This window comes from Duganella sp. CY15W, assembly GCF_009857555.1.
Classification (GTDB): Bacteria; Pseudomonadota; Gammaproteobacteria; order Burkholderiales; family Burkholderiaceae_D; genus Rugamonas; species Rugamonas sacchari.
On sequence record NZ_WWCQ01000009.1, the window covers coordinates 234,542 to 250,731 of the forward strand.

Sequence of the window (16,190 nt, forward strand, 5' to 3'; positions counted from 1 at the left end):
GCCTACATCGTCGAGACAGCAGCCGCGGCGTCGTCGCCGGCGTTGCGGCCATCTGCGCCAGCGCTGAGCTGGCGCTGCATCCATGCGCCCGCGTCGGCCACGGTCAGCGGCTGGGCGTAGAAGAAGCCCTGCAGGGCCTGGCAGCCGGCATCCCGTGCGGCGATCGCCTGCTCCAGCGTTTCGATGCCTTCGGCCACCACTTGCAGCGCCAACGCGGACGCCAGCTGACAAATCGCGGTCACCACCGCCACCGCGTCCGGCGCCGGCAGCGGGATGATCAGGCCGCGGTCGATTTTCAGGGTGCTCAACGGCAGTTCGCGCAGCATGCTCAGCGACGAGAAGCCAGTGCCAAAATCGTCCATGGCCACTTCGATGCCCAGTCCGCGCAAGTGCCGCAACTGGGTCTGTGTGTCTTCGAGGTTGTCGATCGCCGCGCTTTCGGTGATTTCCAGCGTCAGGCAGTGCGGCGGGATGCCGGTCTCGCGCAGCAGGCGCTCGACCAGCTGCGGAAAGCCCTTGGTCAGCAACTGCACCGGCGAGACATTAACCGCCACCGGTACGCAGTCGCCCAGCTCAGCGTGCCAGACGGCGATCTGGCGGCAGGCGCGTTCCAGCAGCGCGGCGCCCAGTTCGGCAATCAGGCCGGTACGTTCCGCAATAGCGATGAACTCCACCGGGCTGACCAGGCCGATGCCGGGACGCTGCCAGCGCGCCAGCGCCTCAAAGCCCAGCAACTTGCCGTTCACGGCATCGATCTTGGGCTGGTAATCCAGATAGATTTCCTGGGTGCGGATGCCGCGGCGCAGCGCCTGTTCGTTTTCCAGCGCGCTCGACAACTGCTCCACGCGCAGCGGTTCAGCCAGCGCCAGCGAGGTTCCCGGAATACGCTTGGCCTGGTACATGGCGGCGTTGGCCGCGCGCAGCAGCGCTTCGGCATTGCCGGCGTGCTCGGGGAAGATGGCCATGCCCATCGAGGCATCGATCACGTACTCGCTGCCACCCACGCGCAACGCTTGCGAGCAGGCGCTTTGCAGCCGGCCGGCGATGTCGTGCGGATTGGCGCCGTCGGGATCGACGATGGCGAATTCGTCGCCGCCCAGCCGCATCAGCTCCGCGCGGGCGCCCAGCACCTGCCTGAGCTGCGCGGCAAACGCTTTAAGCACATGGTCGCCCACCACGTGGCCCTGGCTCTGGTTGAACAGTTTGAAGCGGTCGATATTCAGCACGATCAAGGTGCAGTGCAGCGAACCGTCGGCCAGGTAGCAGTATTCCTTGAGGCGCTGCATGAGCACCGTGCGGTTGGGCAGGCCGGTCAGCTTGTCGTGCGTGGCCTGGTGCAGCAAGGCGCGCGCGCTGGCATTACGTTCGGTGTCGTCGGTGATCAGTACTTGCGTGGCGGAGTGGCCGTCCCATTCGACGCGCCACGCTTCGAAGCGCAGTTCCAGTTCGCGCCCGCCCGCCACTTCGCGCCGCCCTTCCCAGTTGGCGATATCGGTCTGGCCGCTTTGCAGCGCATGATGCTGGCGCTGCAGCGTAGCGTCGCAAAAGCTTTCCGGCGGCAGGTCGGCCAGCGCGATGTAGTTGCCCAGTCCGAGCGGCAGCCCGTAGATCTGGCGCACTGCCGGATTGGCGTACAGGATGCGCTGGCCGTCAATCACCACCACGCCTTGCACCGCATGTTCGGTGAGCTGCTGGAAGCGGCGCGCCAGCTTGCCCGCTTCATCGAGCGCGCCATCCAGCGCTGACAGCACGAACACGGCGCCGATCACGGCGCGCAGCAGCGTGGCGTTGATGATGTTGATGGCCAGTCCCTGCTCGGCGTAGGCGATCAGCAGCAGTTGGTTGAGGCCCAGCGTGATCAGCAGCGGCCCGACCAGTCGCACGCCGGCGCCGGTGCGCCACAGGAAACGCGTGGCCAGTACGCCGAGCGCGGTCAGCACGCACAGATTGAAGCCGGCCCACCACACCAGCTTGGCGCCGGCGGGAGGTGCCAGCAGCACGATCAGGGCGCCGCCCGTGATGACGGCCGCCACCGGGCGCGGCAGGCGGCGGCCGGACAGCTGCAGCACGCCGGACGCCAGGAACAGCAAATTGGGAATCGCGCCGACGACCACCAGCGCCATGCCCAGCGCCTGCCATGGCGGCGCGGCTTCGGTGTGCACCAGGTAGCCGATCGGCAGCAGCGCCGCGAACACGGTCGAACAGCCCATGTCGCGCGCGAAGGTTTGCGCGCGGTGGCGCTGCCACACTGCCAGCAACGCCGTACCGATGATCAGGTACATGCCGGCGTTGAGCAGGTAGAGGTAGTCCATTTACGTGGCCGGGTGGTTGAACACCTGGCGCAGATAGGCCAGGAAAGTCTCGTCCTTGCACACCGTCTTGCCCGGGGAATCGGACAGCTTGGCCACCGACTGGCCGTTGCAGCACACCAGCTTCATGACGATGTTGAGCGGCGCCAGGCCGACGTCGTTGGTGAGGTGGGTGCCGATGCCAAAGCCGGTCATGATGCGGTCGGCGAAGTGGCGGTACAGCGCAATCGCGCTGTCGAAGTTGAGGCCATCGGAAAACACCAGCCGCTTGGTCTTGGGATCGATGCGCAGCGCGGCGTAGTGGGCGATGGCTTTTTCGCCCCACGCTACCGGGTCGCCGGAGTCGTGGCGCAGGCCGTCGAACAGCTTGGCGAAGTACAGGTCGAAGTCGTCGAGGAAGGCATCCATGCCCACCACGTCGGTGAGTGCGATGCCAAGGTCGCCGCGGTATTCCTGCACCCACGCTTCCAGCGAGGCTTTCTGGAAGTCGCGCAGACGCACACCAAACGCCTGGAACGACTGCATGTATTCGTGCGCCATGGTGCCAATCGGGATCAGGCCAAACTTCATGGCCTGGTAGACGTTGGAGGTGCCCTTGAAATACTCGGGCACTTCGCGCGCCAGGCGCTGCACCACTTCGTCATGCCAGGTCCCGGAAAAGCGGCGGCGCGTGCCGAAGTCGGAAAACTCGAACGGATAGCGGCGCGACGCTTCGTCGCCCAGGGTTTTCAGGCGGGCGATCTTGGCGCTCAGGCGCGCGCGCCCTTCGGTGAGCGCGGCGCCGTGGTCGAAGCGCCGGAAGTACAGCTCGTTGACGATGTAGAGCACATAGATTTCAAAGCCCATCACGTGCACCTGTGGACCGGCCGCGTGGATCACCAGCGTGTCGCCAACGGCGCGCACCTCGATGAATTTGCGCTGGAAGCGGAACACGGTGAGGAAGTCGATGAAATCGCTTTTCATGTAGCGCAGCGAGCGCAGGTAGCTGAGTTCTTCGTCGGTAAAGCTCATCGAACACAGGTGATCGAGTTCGCGCTCGACGTCTTCCAGCAGGTCCGCCAGCGGAAAGGCCGGCGTATTGCGGCACACGAATTCGTACTCGGTGTGCGAGTTCGGATGGCCATGCAGCAGCGCCTGCCACATGGTGAATTTGTATAAGTCCGTTTCCAGCAGGCTGCGGACGACTGGCTGCTTCATGCGCTCTCCACGACGCTGTCGCTGGCGTTGGCATTGGCCAGCAGTTCGGGCAGCACGTCGCCCGATTGCACGAGCTGCACGCCGCGCGCCTGCATGGCGTGCAGGAAGCCCTGATATTGCGCGTCAAAGCCGGCCACAGGACTGATGCAGTCGGTAATCAGCACCAGCTTGGCCAGCGCGGCGGCGCCATATTCCGCTTCAAAATAATCGGCGATGTGTTCCACCGTGGCTTTGACGCAGTGGCTGCCCGCCTCGCCGGCCACGTAGATGCGGTCGGCCTCGGCCAGCGTACGCACGAAGCGGGTGTTGAACTGGGTGTCGGGATCGTCGGCGTCCGGCACTTCGGCCTGCACTGCGGAATAGTGTTCGGTCCACGGATTGGAGCCCTTGGCCAGCTTGGCGACAATGCCCAGCGAGGCTTCTTCCCAATGGCTGTAGGCGGCGCGCACGTCGGCGTGGACGTTGTTGCCCCAGGTGCCGATCTCGCAGTGCACGGGCCACACCATGAGCTGGTAGCGGCCGGCCGCTTCCAGTTTATCCAGGTAGTTGAGCGCGACGGGCAAGGCGGCCGGATGGCGTGGTGCGTATTTTTGCGCACGCACGTCGGCGGCGGTGATCTCGGTGAATGGCGCCACTGCGGCGCCATCTGCGGCGATCCAGAAGGTCGGGTGGGCGATGTCGAAGCGGTGGTGCGAATCGAGCGTCACGCTGATGGCGGTCAGGCCGGCGCGGCCGCGGTTAATCAGCGCAGCCAGGCGCAGCATGTCCTGGTGGGCGCCAGCGACCGGTAGCGCTGGCGCCAGCGGCTGGCGCGTGGACGGGTCCAGCGGACGGTATTGGTCCGGCAGGTCGCAAAAATCGTTTTGCGGGTCTATCATCAACAGATGCAGATTCCGTTTCATGTAAGGCTCCATGGCTTTGGAGTCTTACATGATACAGCAGTCCAGGCACGTCATTCGCGCCTGGGCGGGAGCGGCGGCTTAGGCGGCGATGGCGTCGATTTGCGCGCGGCTCTTGGCCAGCGCGGCGTTGACGGCTTCTTCGCCCATGGCCACGCCTTCGGCCACGATGAAGGTGACGTCGGTCATGCCGAGGAAGCCCAGCACCGAGCGCAGGTAGGTGGTCACGTGGTCAAACGCGGCGGCCGGGCCAGCGCTGTAGGCGCCGCCGCTGGCGACGACCACGTAGACCTTTTTGCCCAGCACCAGGCCTTCGGGGCCGGTGGCGCCGTATTTGAAGGTGCGGCCGGCGCGCGCCACGTGGTCGATCCAGGCCTTGAGGCCGGAGGTGACGGAGAAGTTGTACATCGGCGCACCGATCACGATGGTGTCGGCAGCCAGCAGTTCATCCACCAGCGTATCGGAGGTTTTGATGGTGAAGGCCTGCTCGGCGTTGCGCTGCTCGGCCGGAGTAAAGTAGGCGCCCATCATCTGCTCGGTCAGGTGTGGCACCGGGTTGCTGGCGAGGTCGCGCGTGACCACGGTGGCCGACGGGTCGGCGGCCTTGAGCTTGGCGACGAATTCGCTGCCGAGCTGGCGGGTCAGGGAGCCATTGTTGCGCACGCTGCTGTCGATGTGAAGAACGTTTGCCATGATCTGTTTCCTTTCGGGTTAGGGATTGCAGCCATCATAGAACGGGTTTAATATCGACGAAATACAGGAAATTTCTATTTTACTTATCGATAATATCGATTTAAAGGTATGCCATGCGTGATCCCGGCCTCCCCTCTCTCGACCAGCTGCGCGTTTTCATTGCCGTGATTGACCATGGCGGCTTTGCCCATGCGGCGCGCGCCTTGCACCGTACGCAGTCGGTGATCAGTTACACGATTGCCAACCTGGAGGAACAGCTCAATGTGGCGCTGCTGGACCGCAGCAAGCGCAAGCCGACGCTGACCGAAGCGGGCCGCGCACTGCTGGCCGATGCGCGCGCGGTGTCGCTCAAGGTCGATGGTATGCGTGCGCGCGCCAAGGCGCTGTCGGCCGGGCTGGAGGCCGAGGTGTCGCTGGTGGTCGATGTGATGTTTTCCACCTGTAAGCTGGTACGCATCCTGCACGCGTTCCAGAAGGAGTTCCCGACCGTCGCCATGCGCCTGCGCACCGAGGCGCTGGGTGCGGTGACGCAGCTGGTGGTGGACCGCACCAGCCACATCGGCATCAGCGGCTGGATGCCGGGGACGCCGGATGTGATCGAGCGCCAGGCTTGCGGCTTTGTCACCATGGTACCGGTAGTGGCGCCCGACCATCCGCTGGCGCAGATCGAAGGCGTGGTGCCGACCGCGGTGCTGCGCGAGCATACGCAGCTGGTGCTGACCGACCGCAGCACCTTGACCCAGGGCCAGGACTTTGGCGTGCTGGCGCTGCGCGACTGGCGCCTGGGCGACCTGAGTTCCAAGCACGCGCTGCTGCGCAATGGCATCGGCTGGGGCAATATGCCGCGCGAGTTCGTGCAGTGGGACCTGGACGCGGGCCGGCTGGTGCAGCTACAGATTGCCGAGGGCAGCGCGTTCAGCTTCCCGCTGTATGTGATACGCCGCGGCGACGAGGAGCCGGGGCCGGCCTCGCGCTGGCTCATGCAGCAGTTCATGGAAAGCGGTGAGCCGGGCGTGACGACCGCGCTCACCGAGCGCGAAACGGTCGAACACGCGGCCCATGCACAGCAGGCCGCCGCACAGGCGCACGCCTACCGTCAGCTCATACCGCCGGCCGAGGTGGCGGTGGCTGCGCCTATTTCACTCCGGCCGCGCTGAGCTTGACGCGCAGGCGGCGGATTTCTTCCGACAGGTCGACCACCAGCGCCGCCACGTCATCGTTGGCGTCAAACATGCGTTCGATCTGGCACAGGCGGCGCGCACGTACCAGGTCAGCGCTGGTGAAGCGCCAGCCGGCCGCGTTGTCGCCGTGCGTGTCGGCGCTGTCGTCAAGCAGAATGCCGGTGCGCACGCGCGCTACCACCCAGTCCGGTTCCACGGCGCAGGCCTGCGCCAGTTCTTCCAGTGTCAGTGCGGCGTCGTCCACAACGACAGCGGTCAGCACGTGTCCCATCATCATCCTCCCGCGCGCGGATTGAAGGCCATCTCGCGCGCCATGGTTTGATACAGTTCGCGGGCCTTGTCGCTGGTGGCTGGCGGCAGCACCACCTCCAGCAGCAGGTACAGGTCGCCCGCCTCCTTGCCCGGGATGCCGCGCCCGCGCAGACGCAGCTTGCGCCCGCTTTGCGAGCCGGCCGGCACCGTGACGTTGACCTTGCCCGACGGCGTGGTGACTTCCACCTCGCCGCCCAGCGCCAGCTCCCACGGCGCCACCGGCACGGTCTGGTAGACGTCGCGGCCGTCGATGCGGTAGCGGTTATGGGGGCGGAACTGGATTTCCAGGTACAGGTCACCGGGGCCGGCCGCACCCGGCTGGCCCTGCCCCGACAGGCGCAGTTGCTGGCCAGCCGTCACACCCTTGGGGATGTTGACGCTGAGGTTGCGCTCGCGGGTAAAGATGCGGTCCTGGGCGTCGCGCTCGGCCACCGTGAGGCTGATGGTGCGCGTGGCGCCCGTGTAGGTATCGGCCAGGTCGATGGTGATGCTGGCGTGGCTGTCCTCGCCGCGCTGCGGCGGCGCCTGCCGGCGCCGGCCGCCCAGGTTGGCAAACAGGTCGGCAAAGAAATCGCTGTCGGCGCCGCCAAAGCCGGCGCTGGCGCCGGGGCCACCCGCACCACCGCCGAAACCGCGTCCCCAGTCCGGTGGCGGGCGGAATTCCTGGCCCGCGCGGTACTGGTGGCCGCGTCCCAGGTCGTCGTAGGCGCTGCGTTTTTCAGCATCGCTGAGTACGCCGTACGCTTCGTTGATTTCCTGGGTTTTGGCCTGGGCGTCCGCTTCCTTGCTGACGTCGGGATGGTATTTGCGCACCAGCTTGCGGTACGCTTTCTTGATCTCGTCGTCGCTGGCCGTTTTGGCCACACCCAGGGTCTGGTAATAGTCCTTGTATTCCACGTTGCCCGCTCCCGTATTGCATCGCTGCCAGTCTAGCGCAAATGCCAAAAACCTGCGTGCGCCGCCGCACGTTGCAGTGGCGGGCTTAGCGTACCCGGCGCACCGAGGAGATGCGGTTGTTCATCTCGCCAAGCTGCTCGTAACGGCCAGGGCCAAGCAGGATGCATTTGCCGCGGAAGTCGGCGTGTTCGCACAGTTCCCACTGGCCTTCGTTGATGATGACCGAGCCGGCCTGGTCGTTGAAATCGTAGTCGTCGAGCGCGTGGGCGTCGTTGCGCAGTTCGGCGCGGCGGCCGCCGAAGCCGGCGTGGGCAAACAGCACGATAGCCTCGCCACGGCGGCCCCAGCCACCGCGGTCGCCGCGGTCACCACGGTCGCCACGATCATCACGGTCATCGCGGCCGCGCTCGCCTACTTCGCGCACCGACGAAACCTCGTCGTTAAAGCCTTCCAGGCGGCGGTATTCACCGCGCTGCAGCACGATGCAACGGCCGCGGAAGCCCGAGTGTTCGCACAGTTCCCAGCTACCCGAGCGCACGATCACGCTCGAGGCGCGGTCGTTGAAGCCATAGTCCACCAGGTCGGGCGTGGCGCTGCGCAGCGTGACCGACGCGCCGCCGAAGTTGTCGTCGGTGTACAGCGTGATTTCGCCGGCATGGGCGGCTGCGGCCAGCAGCGAGGTGGCGGTCAGCAACACGGTGGTGTTCAACAGGCGCGAGAGGAATGTGTTCATGATCGGTAAGAAAGATAAAGGTTAATGACGGCTGGCAAGACTACAAGGCCACAACGCGCACGGCAGCGCTGGCGACGACAGACAACCATGGCCAAATTGCAAGCAATTGTAAGGCCGCGCAGGTGGCGCAACAATCCCCGCTTATTTGTGCTCGCGCTTGGTGTCGCGCGCGGCATCGCGGCCGGCGTCAAGTTCGCGCACCGAGGACATCATGTCGTTAAAGCCCTTGAGTTCGGCGTATTCGCCTTCCTTGAGGATCAGGCATTTGCCCTTGTAGTGCTTTTCCGCGCACACTTCCCAGCGGCCTTGGTGCACGATGACGCTGGAGGTCTTGTCGTTGAAGCCCTGCTGGTCGAGGTCGGGCGCCGCCTCGTGCAGGGTGATGGCCGGACCGCCAAAATGTTCGCGCGTGTACAGCGTGATGTCGCCTGCCCAGACGGCGGTGGCGGCGGTGCTGAGCACGGCAGCGGTAAGCATTTTTTGCATGGACGGTCTCCGGGTCGGGCTGAGCCAGCATGATACCGCGCAAAACTATTGGCAACACAGTAAAATTGTCCGTTTCTGTAACAACTTTGTTTCTCCATGCCCCATACCTTTACTTTGCCCAATGTCCGCCGTGAAATCGCCTCGCTGTGGCAGCTTGCATGGCCGGTGCTGATCGGCCAGCTGGCCAATGTCGGCATGGGCGTGGCCGACGTCGCCATGACGGGCCACACCAGCGCCGATGAACTGGCCGCCGTGTCGCTGGGCGCCTCGGTGTGGGCCATCGTGCTGGTCACGGTGACGGGCGTGATGATGGCGGTCAACAGCATCGTCGCGCACGATGTCGGCGCCGGCGCACTGGTCAAAGTGCCGCACACGGTGCGCCAGTCGCTGTGGATGGGGTTGGGCGTGGGTGTGGTGGCGGCGCTGCTGGCCAATCTGGCGACGCTGGTGTTCGACCATCTGTACCTGACGCCGCACGTGCAGCGCCAGGCCGCGCTGTTTGTGCACATCATCAGCATCGGCCTGCCGCCGTTTGCCGCCTACCGCGCGCTGTACGGCTACAGCACCTCGATCAACCAGACCAAGCCGGTGATGGTGATTGCGCTGCTGGGCCTGCTGTTCAATGTGTTCGTCAACTGGCTGCTGGTGTTTGGCCACTGGGGCTTGCCGGCGCTGGGTGGCGTCGGCTGTGCGGTGTCCACCGGCTTGTGCATGTGGCTGATGCTGGGCGCCATGCTGGTCTGGCTGCGCCTGGCGCCGGCCTACCGCGCCACCTACCCGTTCACGCACTGGGAGTGGCCGCACTGGCCGGAGATCCGCTCCATGCTGCGCCTGGGCCTGCCCATCGGCGTGACCTATTTTGCCGAGGTCAGCGCGTTTGGCGCGGTCAGCCTGCTGGTGGCGCGTTATGGCGTGGTGGAAGTGTCGGCGCACCAGATCGCCCTGAACTTCAGCTCGCTGACCTTCATGGTGCCACTGAGTTTTGGGATTGCGCTGATTACGCGCGTCGGCCAGTCCATGGGCGAAGGCGATGCGGTGCGCGCGCGCTTTGTGGCGTGGGTCGGGGTCGGCATGGCGCTGGCGTTTGGCGTACTGTCGGCTGCCGCCATGGTGCTGCTGCGGCACCAGATCGCCGCCGCCTACACTTCGGACCTCGCGGTGCAGGCGCTGTGCGCCTACCTGCTGCTGTTTGCCGCGCTGTTCCAGCTGTCCGACGCCACCCAGGTCGCGACCTCGAGCGCGATCCGCGGCTACAAAGTCACGCGCCAGCCCATGCTGATCCAGCTGCTGGCGTTCTGGGGCTTTGCGCTGCCGCTGGGCTGCTGGCTCGGTCTGGGCCATGACATGGCGGCAGCCGGCTTCTGGATCGGCCTGTGCATCGGCCTGACGGTGGCGGCGGTGCTGCTGAGCTGGGCGTTGCAGCGGCTGTCCGTGCGCAAGGTGGCCGAAGGAAAAACGGTTTTCTAGCGCGGATTCCCAATCTTGCCGTCTCGCCACGGCCGTGTGCGTCTGGTATCGTCTCGGATTCTGTCAATCATAAGAGACACCCATGCGTTTCATACTCTGCTTCCTCGCCCTGCTGTCGGGCGCCGCCTCGGCGGAAAAACTGACCCTGGACCGTATCCACAGCGACCCGTCGCTGAGCGGTCCGGGCATGCGCAGCCTCAAGGTGTCGCCGGACGGCGCCCGCGTGACCTTCCTGCGCGGGCGCGAAGACAACCAGTTCCAGCTCGACCTGTGGGAATACAACCTCAAGGATAAAACCACCCACCGCCTGGTCGACTCCAAGGTGCTGGTGCCGGAAGAGAATCTGTCGGACGCCGAAAAAGCCCGCCGCGAGCGCGAGCGCACCGCCGCGCTCAAGGGCATCCTGAGCTACAGCTGGTCGCCGGACGGCAAACGCCTGCTGGTGCCGATCGCCGGCAATCTGTACCTGATCGACGTCAGCCAGCCGGACACCGCGCGCATGGTCGCCAGCGGCAATGTGCTGGACCCGAAAATTTCGCCGCAAGGCCGCTACGTGTCGTACGTGCGCGACCAGAACCTGTTCGTAATCGACCTCAGCACGGGCAAGGAAAAGCAGCTGACCACCGACGGCAAAGGCACCATCCACAATGCCGAAGCCGAGTTCGTGGCGCAGGAAGAAATGGCGCAGACCACCGGCTACTACTGGGCGCCCGATGATTCGGCGATCGCCTACAAGCGCTACGACGAAGCACCAGTACCCGTGGTGCGCCGCTTTGAAATCTTTGCCGACCGCACCGAAGTGGTCGAGCAGCGCTACCCTGCGGCGGGCGATCCCAATGTGCTGGTGCAGCTGAAAATCGTTGCGCCTGACAGCGGCGCCATCCGCGATGTCGCGCTCGGCGACAACCAGGACATCTACCTGGTGCGCGCCGACTGGAGCGCCAACAGCAAGGCCCTGCTGTTCCAGCGCCAGACCCGCGACCAGAAAAAGCTGGAGCTGATCTCGGTCGATGCCGCCACCCTGGCGCAGAAAGTGCTGATCACCGAAACTTCGCCAACCTGGGTCAGCATCTTTGACGACCTGCGCTTCCTGGCCGATAACAAGGGCTTTGTGTGGTCGTCGGAACGCAGCGGCCGCAAGCACCTGTACCTGTATGGCATGGACGGCAAGCTCAAACACGCCATCACCAAGGGCGAATGGGGCATCGACCGCCTGCTGGCACTGGATGAAAAAAATGGCCGAGTCTATGTGCAGTCCAACCGCGATGCGGTGGTCGACAGCCAGACCTATATGCTCAAGCTGGATGGCAGCACCGCCGACAAGCCACTGCGCGTGACGCAGGGCGACGGCTGGCATGATTCCTCGTTCGCCCGCAGCGGCGAGGTGTTTGTCGATACCTACTCGAACCCGGACACGCCGCCGCAAATCAGCGTACGCAGCCAGGACGGCAAGATGATCTCCTGGATCGACCAGAACGAACTGAACGCCAACCATCCGTACGCCAAGTATCTGGATGCTCACCTGAAAACCGAATACGGCACGCTCAAGGCCAAGGACGGCCAGACGCTGTACTACTCGATCATCAAGCCTTCCGGCTTTAACGCCTCGAAGAAATACCCGGTCTACCTGTCTACCTACGGCGGCCCGCACTCGCAGCATGTGTCGCGCAAATGGGGCAATTTCTTTGACCAGTACATGGCGCAGCAAGGCTTCATCGTCTGGCGCCTGGACAACCGCGGCTCGTTCCGCCGCGAGCGCGCCTTCACCGACGCCAACTACCATCAACTGGGCCGCGTGGAAGTGGAAGACCAGCTGACCGGCATCGAGTACCTGGGCCAGCAAAGCTATGTGGACGCCAAGCGCATCGGCGTGTTCGGCTGGAGCTATGGCGGCTTCATGACCTTGCGCCTGCTGGCCGAAGCGTCGGACAAGATCGCCATGGGCGTATCGGTGGCGCCGGTGACTGATTGGTCGCTGTACGACACCCACTACACCGAGCAATTCATGGGCACGCCAAAAGAAAACGCGGCCGGCTATGACTACAGCGGCGTTTATTCGCATCTGGATGGGCTGAAATCGCCGCTGCTGCTGATGCACGGCATGGCCGATGACAATGTGCTGTTCACCAACACCACGCGCATGATCGATGCGCTGGTCAAGCGCAATGTCCACTTCGAGCTCATGACCTACCCCGGTGGCAAGCACGGCATCTCGGGCCGCGCGCCGCAGCGCCATGTGTACGGCAACATCGAAGCATTCTTCAAAAAGAATCTTCAGCCGCAATAAACCAAAACAGCCGCGCAAGCGGCTGTTTTGTTAAGGGCACCAGCAAGGATTAGTTGCGGTTGCCTTTGACTACGTCTTCCACGGCTTCTTTGGCGTCGCCATAGCCTTTCTGGATTTTGCCTTCAGCCTGTTTGTTCAGGCCTTTGGCTTGCTGTTCGGAGCTACCGACCAGTTTGCCAGCTTCTTCCTGAATTTTGCCGCCGATTTCTTTGGCTTTACCTTTGACTTGGTCCTTGTTCATGATGAACTCCTTAGTGAGTAATGAAGCGAAAGGGCATGCAGTAAAAGCGCTGCATGCATGGCTTCACTATAGGTCCATCATGGCAGAGCTTCTGTGCGCTCGCGTACGCAACGCCACACACTGGCCAACCAGGGCTGTTGCTCACGCGGCAGACCAGTTGGGCGGTAGTAATGCTGGACTTCGACAAAGCCTGCTGCGGCAAGGTAAGCCGCCCAGGTGGGGTAGTCGTAGTAGCTGCCGTAGCGCGGGCCATTCCAGCCCTCACTGTTGTCGCCACGCGGATTGGAACTGAACAGCACTCCGCCGGTTTTCAATGCAGCATGCAAGTCTGTGAGCACTTGCGGCAACGCCGCGCTGGGCACATGGAACAAGGAGGCGTTGGCGTAGATGCCGTCGAAATACTGCGCCGGCAACGCCAGCTGGACGAAGTCCTGCTGCCACACGTCGCAGCCGCTGTAGGCGCGCGCCATGTCAACGAACCGCGCCGAACCATCAATGCCGGTCGCTTCATGGCCCATGGCCTTGAACGCTTTCAGATCGCGCCCCGGGCCGCAGCCCAGGTCCAGCAAACGGTAAGGCGCGTCAGCCTGAATCGCATCCAGCAAGGCGCCAATATTCTGGCTCACGTCATGGTCGATGGTGCCGGCAAAAAACTGCTCTGCCGTGCGCTCGTAATGCCGCAGCGTGGTCTGGGTGATGTTTTCGATGTCCATGGGCGGAGTATATGCGAGGCGCGCTTGTGGCGTGAGTGGCCGATCAATCGACCACAATCGTCAAACCGCGTCTACCAAAAAATCGCCGCGCGCACGACCGGATCGACCACGATTACGGAAAAGCGACGAAACCCCATCAAATCTCTTCTGCCATGCGAGGAATCCCTATATAGTTAGCCTATAGCAACGCGACCATCGCCAAGGAGATAAATATGAAACTTGATGCCCTGTTCCAGAATCCAACTGCGTTGCCTACCGCGCCCAAAGTCGTGGAAGAGCTGATCAGCAGTTTCGACAAGGCCAGCGTCTCGACCGAAGAGATCGCGAAAAAACTGTCGACGGACCCGGTACTGAGCGCCAAGCTGCTGCGTCTGGCCAACTCGGCCTACTACCACGTCTCGCGCAGCATCGGCACCGTTGAAGATGCCGTCCTGATGCTCGGCTTTGTCACCGTGCGTACGCTGGTCATCAGCTCCGGCCTGGTCAGCGGTTTCAAAACCGTACCGGGACTTGATCTGAAGCAGTTCTGGAAGTACAGCCTGCACACCGCCGTCAGCGCCAAATGGATCGCCAAGAAAACCAAGGAAAACACTGACCTCGCCTTCACCATCGGCATGATGCACGCGATCGGCCAGCTGGTGATCCACTCGGCCGCGCCGGAACAGGCCATGGCGCTGGACAAGGTGGCCGGTCCGATGGATCCGCGCCGCCTGGACGCCGAGCAGCAGTCGCTGGGCTACACCTTTGCCGACGTCGGCGCCGAACTGGCCAAGCGCTGGAAGTTCCCGCCCGCCTTCTCGGAAACCATCTCGGCCTTCCCGGAACCGCACCACAATGGCGAACTGAACCGCCTGGCCGCCGTGGTCGCGCTGGCCGCCTGGCGTGCACGCGTTGCCGCCGCCGAGCTCAACGATGAAGAAATCGCCGCCTGCTACCCGGTCGATCTGGCCGAAGAACTGGGCCTGGATGACAACGCCCTGATCGACGACATGCCACCGCCGGACGAGCTGAGCGCTGGCCTGGAAGAGCTGGTCAAATAAGCAAGAATTAGCTTTACTACATCGAAATCCGCCTGTTTTTCACTGCAGGCGGATTTTTTTCGACTTTTTTTCGATTTTTTTCAAAAAAACCCTAAAGTTCCCGTTTAAGGCGACGTTAATCAGGACATGCGGTAATCCGCTTTAACTTAGCCAGGTGCAAATATGACCTCTTCCGAAGTCCTCTCGATGTACGAAAACATTGCCGGTTTGACCAATCAAATGGCAGCCGCTGCACGCATGGGTGACTTCAACAGCCTGGACAAACTGGAAGACCAGTGTGCCACGGAAGCGCGCGCCACCAGCACCGGCGTACCAGCCCTGAGCGGCGCCCAGCGTCTGCGCAAGATCGACCTGCTGAAACAAATCCTGGCCAACGACCGCGAAATCCGCGACGTCACCGATCCGTGGATGAACAGCGTCCCAGGCATGGCCCGCCAATAAACGCCGGCCCAGAATAACAAAAGCGCCTTTCGGCGCTTTTTTTTCGTCCCGGGAATCGCCGGGTCAGGCTGCCAGTGCCAGCCGCAACGACAGTGCAATCCCCTGCGCCGCCTGATTGATCTCTTCCAGCGACGGGAAGCTCGGCGCGATGCGGATGTGGCGGTCTTTCGGGTCCACACCGTAAGGGAACGCCGCGCCGGCCGGGGTCAGCGTGATGCCAGCTTCCTTGGCCAGTGCCACGGTACGCTTGGCCGCGCCGTCTGGCGTCACCAGGTCGATGAAATAGCCGCCTTCCGGCCGCGTCCACGACACGCCCGGCACCTCGCCCAGATGCGCCTGGAACTGCGCCAGCACTGCGTCAAACTTCGGCTTGAGCAGCTGGCGATGCTGTTCCATCAGCGCTTCCAGCGTCGGCAAGTCTTTCAGGTAGCGCACATGGCGCAGCTGGTTGATCTTGTCCGGGCCAATGCTGCGAATGCCCGCATGCTTGGTCCACCACGCGATATTGGCCGGCGATGCCGCCAGCGCCGCCACGCCCGAACCGGCCCAGCTCACCTTGGACGAGGAGGCAAACACAATCGCGCGGTCCGGATTGCCGGCCTTGGCGCACGCTGCCAGAATATCCGCCACCGCCAGCTTGCGCTCGCCCAGGTGGTGGAAGCGATAGGCGTCATCCCACATCAGGCGGAAGTCCGGCGCGGCCGTCTTCATGGCCGCCAGCCGTTCCACCACGCGCTCCGAATACACCACGCCGCCCGGATTGCTGTACTTCGGCACGATCCACATGCCCTTGATGCTGGCGTCTTCGGCCACCAGTTTTTCCACCAGATCCATGTCCAGGCCGTCTTCGGTCAGCGGCACATTAATCATCTTGATGCCGCGCGTCTCGCAGATCGCGAAGTGGCGGTCATAGCCTGGCACCGGGCACAGAAAGGTCACTGGCGACTGCACCCACGGCGCATGGCCCGGCACGCCGTTGAGCAGGCTGTAGACAATCACATCGTGCATCAGCGACAGGCTGGAGCTGCTGTCCACCACCACTTGCGCGGCCGGCACATCCAGCAGCTCGGCAAACAAAGCGCGCGCTTCCGGCAGGCCGATGGTGCCGCCGTAGTTGCGGGCGTCGGTGCCGTCGGCCGCCTTGTAGGTATCCAGCGCATCGACGAGCGCATTGGACAGATCCAGTTGTTCCGGTGCGGGCTTGCCGCGCGACATATCGAGTTTGAGGCCGAGTTGTTTGAAGGCTTGATATTGTTCAGCTGCGCTCATGGGGCTCTTTCAAGGTGGGAAAAAT

At 63.6% G+C, this 16,190-nt stretch carries 16 protein-coding genes; 5 read left to right on the forward strand and 11 right to left on the reverse strand.

All coding sequences use genetic code 11. The features are described 5' to 3' along the window. Positions 1–2 precede the first annotated feature (2 nt). The 4 genes from GTP58_RS30405 to GTP58_RS30420 all read right to left on the reverse strand — a co-directional run bounded on the left by GTP58_RS30405 (position 3) and on the right by GTP58_RS30420 (position 5,098). Positions 3–2,312, reverse strand: a complete 2,310-nt coding sequence (locus GTP58_RS30405; protein ID WP_161080647.1) for a bifunctional diguanylate cyclase/phosphodiesterase — start codon at positions 2,310–2,312, stop codon at positions 3–5. Further along, a complete protein-coding gene (gene pncB / locus GTP58_RS30410) occupies positions 2,313–3,506 on the reverse strand; it encodes a nicotinate phosphoribosyltransferase (RefSeq protein WP_161080648.1) in 1,194 nt (397 codons plus the stop codon). It abuts the gene before it with no gap. Next, complete coding sequence (locus GTP58_RS30415; protein ID WP_161080649.1) at positions 3,503–4,408, reverse strand: cysteine hydrolase; 906 nt, start codon at positions 4,406–4,408, stop codon at positions 3,503–3,505. Before GTP58_RS30415 ends, pncB begins: the two co-directional genes overlap by 4 nt. 78 nt (positions 4,409–4,486) lie before the next feature. Next, positions 4,487–5,098, reverse strand: a complete 612-nt coding sequence (locus tag GTP58_RS30420) for an FMN-dependent NADH-azoreductase (protein WP_161080650.1) — start codon at positions 5,096–5,098, stop codon at positions 4,487–4,489. A 113-nt stretch (positions 5,099–5,211) separates the two neighbouring features. Here GTP58_RS30420 and GTP58_RS30425 point away from each other — a divergent pair, with 113 nt between their 5' ends. Then, complete coding sequence (locus GTP58_RS30425) at positions 5,212–6,255, forward strand: LysR family transcriptional regulator (protein ID WP_229215807.1); 1,044 nt, start codon at positions 5,212–5,214, stop codon at positions 6,253–6,255. On the opposite strand, the gene GTP58_RS30430 is transcribed toward GTP58_RS30425, so the two are convergent. The 4 genes from GTP58_RS30430 to GTP58_RS30445 all read right to left on the reverse strand — a co-directional run bounded on the left by GTP58_RS30430 (position 6,233) and on the right by GTP58_RS30445 (position 8,707). Further along, positions 6,233–6,556 (reverse strand): MerR family transcriptional regulator, encoded by a 324-nt coding sequence (locus tag GTP58_RS30430; protein WP_371851474.1) that lies wholly within the window; start codon positions 6,554–6,556, stop codon positions 6,233–6,235. The two genes, GTP58_RS30425 and GTP58_RS30430, sit on opposite strands and share 23 nt — an antisense overlap. After that, entirely contained in the window at positions 6,553–7,488 is a 936-nt protein-coding gene (locus GTP58_RS30435; protein ID WP_161080651.1) for a DnaJ C-terminal domain-containing protein, read from the reverse strand. The genes GTP58_RS30430 and GTP58_RS30435 overlap by 4 nt, the downstream gene beginning before the upstream one ends. 85 nt (positions 7,489–7,573) lie before the next feature. Beyond that, a complete protein-coding gene (locus GTP58_RS30440; protein ID WP_161080652.1) occupies positions 7,574–8,221 on the reverse strand; it encodes a beta/gamma crystallin family protein in 648 nt (215 codons plus the stop codon). 141 nt (positions 8,222–8,362) lie between these two features. Continuing rightward, positions 8,363–8,707 (reverse strand): beta/gamma crystallin-related protein, encoded by a 345-nt coding sequence (locus tag GTP58_RS30445; protein WP_072787224.1) that lies wholly within the window; start codon positions 8,705–8,707, stop codon positions 8,363–8,365. Positions 8,708–8,803: 96 nt separating this feature from the next. On the opposite strand from GTP58_RS30445, the gene GTP58_RS30450 reads away from it, so the two are divergent. Together GTP58_RS30450 and GTP58_RS30455 are read left to right on the forward strand one after the other, a co-directional pair. After that, positions 8,804–10,174, forward strand: a complete 1,371-nt coding sequence (locus tag GTP58_RS30450) for an MATE family efflux transporter (RefSeq protein ID WP_161080653.1) — start codon at positions 8,804–8,806, stop codon at positions 10,172–10,174. A gap of 82 nt (positions 10,175–10,256) precedes the next feature. Next, the gene (locus GTP58_RS30455; protein ID WP_161080654.1) at positions 10,257–12,461 is read left to right on the forward strand and encodes a S9 family peptidase; all 2,205 of its coding nucleotides are present in this window, start codon (positions 10,257–10,259) and stop codon (positions 12,459–12,461) included. Positions 12,462–12,510: 49 nt separating this feature from the next. Here GTP58_RS30455 and GTP58_RS30460 read toward each other — a convergent pair whose 3' ends face one another. Then, entirely contained in the window at positions 12,511–12,702 is a 192-nt protein-coding gene (locus GTP58_RS30460; RefSeq protein WP_072787227.1) for a CsbD family protein, read from the reverse strand. 77 nt (positions 12,703–12,779) lie between these two features. Further along, positions 12,780–13,415 (reverse strand): bifunctional 2-polyprenyl-6-hydroxyphenol methylase/3-demethylubiquinol 3-O-methyltransferase UbiG, encoded by a 636-nt coding sequence (locus tag GTP58_RS30465; RefSeq protein ID WP_161080655.1) that lies wholly within the window; start codon positions 13,413–13,415, stop codon positions 12,780–12,782. 212 nt (positions 13,416–13,627) lie between these two features. On the opposite strand from GTP58_RS30465, the gene GTP58_RS30470 reads away from it, so the two are divergent. Both GTP58_RS30470 and GTP58_RS30475 read left to right on the forward strand, forming a co-directional pair. Then, a complete protein-coding gene (locus GTP58_RS30470) occupies positions 13,628–14,455 on the forward strand; it encodes an HDOD domain-containing protein (protein ID WP_161080656.1) in 828 nt (275 codons plus the stop codon). Positions 14,456–14,617: 162 nt separating this feature from the next. Beyond that, a complete protein-coding gene (locus tag GTP58_RS30475) occupies positions 14,618–14,896 on the forward strand; it encodes a flagellar protein FliT (RefSeq protein ID WP_161080657.1) in 279 nt (92 codons plus the stop codon). A 63-nt stretch (positions 14,897–14,959) separates the two neighbouring features. Here the strand turns inward: GTP58_RS30475 and GTP58_RS30480 are convergent, their stop codons facing one another. Next, positions 14,960–16,165: an aminotransferase class I/II-fold pyridoxal phosphate-dependent enzyme gene (locus tag GTP58_RS30480; protein ID WP_161080658.1), complete on the reverse strand. Its 1,206-nt coding sequence runs from the start codon at positions 16,163–16,165 to the stop codon at positions 14,960–14,962. Between the last annotated feature and the right edge of the window lie 25 nt (positions 16,166–16,190).

What these genes read in the sequence shown, in the direction of transcription:
- GTP58_RS30405 (WP_161080647.1), bottom strand. Translation starts at nt 2,312, where the DNA reads ATGGACTACCTCTACCTGCTCAACGCCGGCATGTACCTGATCATCGGT.
- pncB (WP_161080648.1), bottom strand. Translation starts at nt 3,506, where the DNA reads ATGAAGCAGCCAGTCGTCCGCAGCCTGCTGGAAACGGACTTATACAAA.
- GTP58_RS30415 (WP_161080649.1), bottom strand. Translation starts at nt 4,408, where the DNA reads ATGAAACGGAATCTGCATCTGTTGATGATAGACCCGCAAAACGATTTT.
- GTP58_RS30420 (WP_161080650.1), bottom strand. Translation starts at nt 5,098, where the DNA reads ATGGCAAACGTTCTTCACATCGACAGCAGCGTGCGCAACAATGGCTCC.
- GTP58_RS30425 (WP_229215807.1), top strand. Translation starts at nt 5,212, where the DNA reads ATGCGTGATCCCGGCCTCCCCTCTCTCGACCAGCTGCGCGTTTTCATT.
- GTP58_RS30430 (WP_371851474.1), bottom strand. Translation starts at nt 6,556, where the DNA reads ATGATGATGGGACACGTGCTGACCGCTGTCGTTGTGGACGACGCCGCA.
- GTP58_RS30440 (WP_161080652.1), bottom strand. Translation starts at nt 8,221, where the DNA reads ATGAACACATTCCTCTCGCGCCTGTTGAACACCACCGTGTTGCTGACC.
- GTP58_RS30445 (WP_072787224.1), bottom strand. Translation starts at nt 8,707, where the DNA reads ATGCAAAAAATGCTTACCGCTGCCGTGCTCAGCACCGCCGCCACCGCC.
- GTP58_RS30450 (WP_161080653.1), top strand. Translation starts at nt 8,804, where the DNA reads ATGCCCCATACCTTTACTTTGCCCAATGTCCGCCGTGAAATCGCCTCG.
- GTP58_RS30455 (WP_161080654.1), top strand. Translation starts at nt 10,257, where the DNA reads ATGCGTTTCATACTCTGCTTCCTCGCCCTGCTGTCGGGCGCCGCCTCG.
- GTP58_RS30460 (WP_072787227.1), bottom strand. Translation starts at nt 12,702, where the DNA reads ATGAACAAGGACCAAGTCAAAGGTAAAGCCAAAGAAATCGGCGGCAAA.
- GTP58_RS30465 (WP_161080655.1), bottom strand. Translation starts at nt 13,415, where the DNA reads ATGGACATCGAAAACATCACCCAGACCACGCTGCGGCATTACGAGCGC.
- GTP58_RS30470 (WP_161080656.1), top strand. Translation starts at nt 13,628, where the DNA reads ATGAAACTTGATGCCCTGTTCCAGAATCCAACTGCGTTGCCTACCGCG.
- GTP58_RS30475 (WP_161080657.1), top strand. Translation starts at nt 14,618, where the DNA reads ATGACCTCTTCCGAAGTCCTCTCGATGTACGAAAACATTGCCGGTTTG.
- GTP58_RS30480 (WP_161080658.1), bottom strand. Translation starts at nt 16,165, where the DNA reads ATGAGCGCAGCTGAACAATATCAAGCCTTCAAACAACTCGGCCTCAAA.